Source organism: Streptomyces aureus, from assembly GCF_001418135.1.
Classification (GTDB): domain Bacteria; phylum Actinomycetota; class Actinomycetes; order Streptomycetales; family Streptomycetaceae; genus Streptomyces; species Streptomyces aureus_A.
Map to the genome: position 1 here is coordinate 1 of NZ_LIPQ01000662.1, position 1,501 is coordinate 1,501.

A 1,501-nucleotide genomic window follows, 5' to 3' on the forward strand; every position below is an offset into this window, starting at 1 on the left:
AGGGCCGGGGCGGCGGGCGTGGGCTTGTCCGGTGTGGAGTGATGGGCCGGAACCTCTGTCCGAATTGGCCCAAGAGGCGGAGTCGCCTGGCGGGACGGGAACGTTCGGCAGGCGCCGCACCGGGGAACGTGCGGAACGCGCCGCACGGGAGAGCGTTCGGGAGGCGTCGCACCGGAGGGCGCCGGTCATCGGCGCCGTTCCGTCGAGACGATGAGACAGACTCCGCCGACGACGATCGCGCCGCCGAGGACGATGGGCCACGACAGCGCCTCGTTCAGGACGAGGGCGCCGAGGGCGACCGCCACGACGGGGTTCACGTACGCGTACGTGGCGACGAGCGAGAGCGGCGCGGCCTGCAGGAGCCACGCGTACGCGGTGAAGGCGATCAGCGAGCCGAAGACGATCAGATAGCCGAGCGCGACCCACGACCGGGTCGAGATCTCGGCCAGGTCGAGGCCGTGGTGCTCGCCCCGGAACAGCCCGAGGGCCACGCCGGCGAGACCGCCCGCGATCATCTCGTACGCACTGGCGGTGAAGGGGTTCGCGGGCATCGGGAGGCGCGCGGAGGAGAACGACCCGAGGGACCACAGCAGGGTCGCGACCACGACGAGGACGACCCCGCCGACCTTCACCTCACCGCTGATCCCCGGCAGGGTGAGCACGGCGAGTCCCACGAGCCCCAGGAGCACTCCGGCGAGCCCGCCGGCACTCGGCCGCTGGCCGGTGGCGGCCTTCAGGATCACGACCCAGGCCGGGACGACGGAGATGAGGAGGGCGGCCAGGCCGGAGGGTATGGAGGTCTCGGCGAGGACGACGAGGGCGTTGCCGCCGAGGATCAGGAGCAGACCGACGAGCACGGCCGACCCGAGCTGCCGTCGGTCGACCTTGAGGGCGGCGGGTCCCTGGCGCCAGGCGATGATCCCGGCGAGGAGCAGGCCGGCGGTGACGAAGCGGACGCCGGCGGAGAGGAACGGCGGCATCGTCTCGACGGCGATCCGGATGCCGAGGTACGTGGAGCCCCAGACGACGTACACGATGCCGAGCGCGGCCCAGACGGCCCCGGTGATCCGGCGGGTCGGAACGGCGGGCGCGGCCGTGGTGGCGGTGGCGGCGCTGGGCGTGGCGGCAGTCACGGTGGTCGCGGTGGTCGCGGTCGCATGCGCGGAGGTACGGGTCTCGGGCTCGGGGGCGGCCTGGGGTGCCTCGGGGGCCGGATCGACGGCGGGGCTTGTCATGAGCAGGAGAGTAGGGAGTAAAAGGCCCGATGACCAAGAGAATTGCCCGTATTCGGGCAGGCGGAGGCGGTTACGCGGGCGCGTGGTGACCGATTTCGAGGAATGGCAGGATGTCCGGACCCACCGCGGAAGCGGTGGGGCAAGACGCAAGACAGGGGGACTCGCATGATCGTGCTCGCGTTGACCGGCGTCCTGGTGCTCGCGATCGGAGGGTGCGTCTGCGTGGTGTGGGCCGCGCGGGGCGGGCCCCGCGCGGCCCACACCAC

General features: G+C 72.4%; 1 protein-coding gene. It reads right to left on the reverse strand.

Annotation, left to right across the window (positions count from 1 at the left end; translation table 11 throughout):
- Positions 1–185 precede the first annotated feature (185 nt).
- On the reverse strand, positions 186–1,235 hold the full coding sequence (locus tag AOK00_RS35805; protein WP_254047632.1) for an EamA family transporter: 1,050 nt from the start codon (positions 1,233–1,235) through the stop codon (positions 186–188).
- Positions 1,236–1,501: the final 266 nt, after the last annotated feature.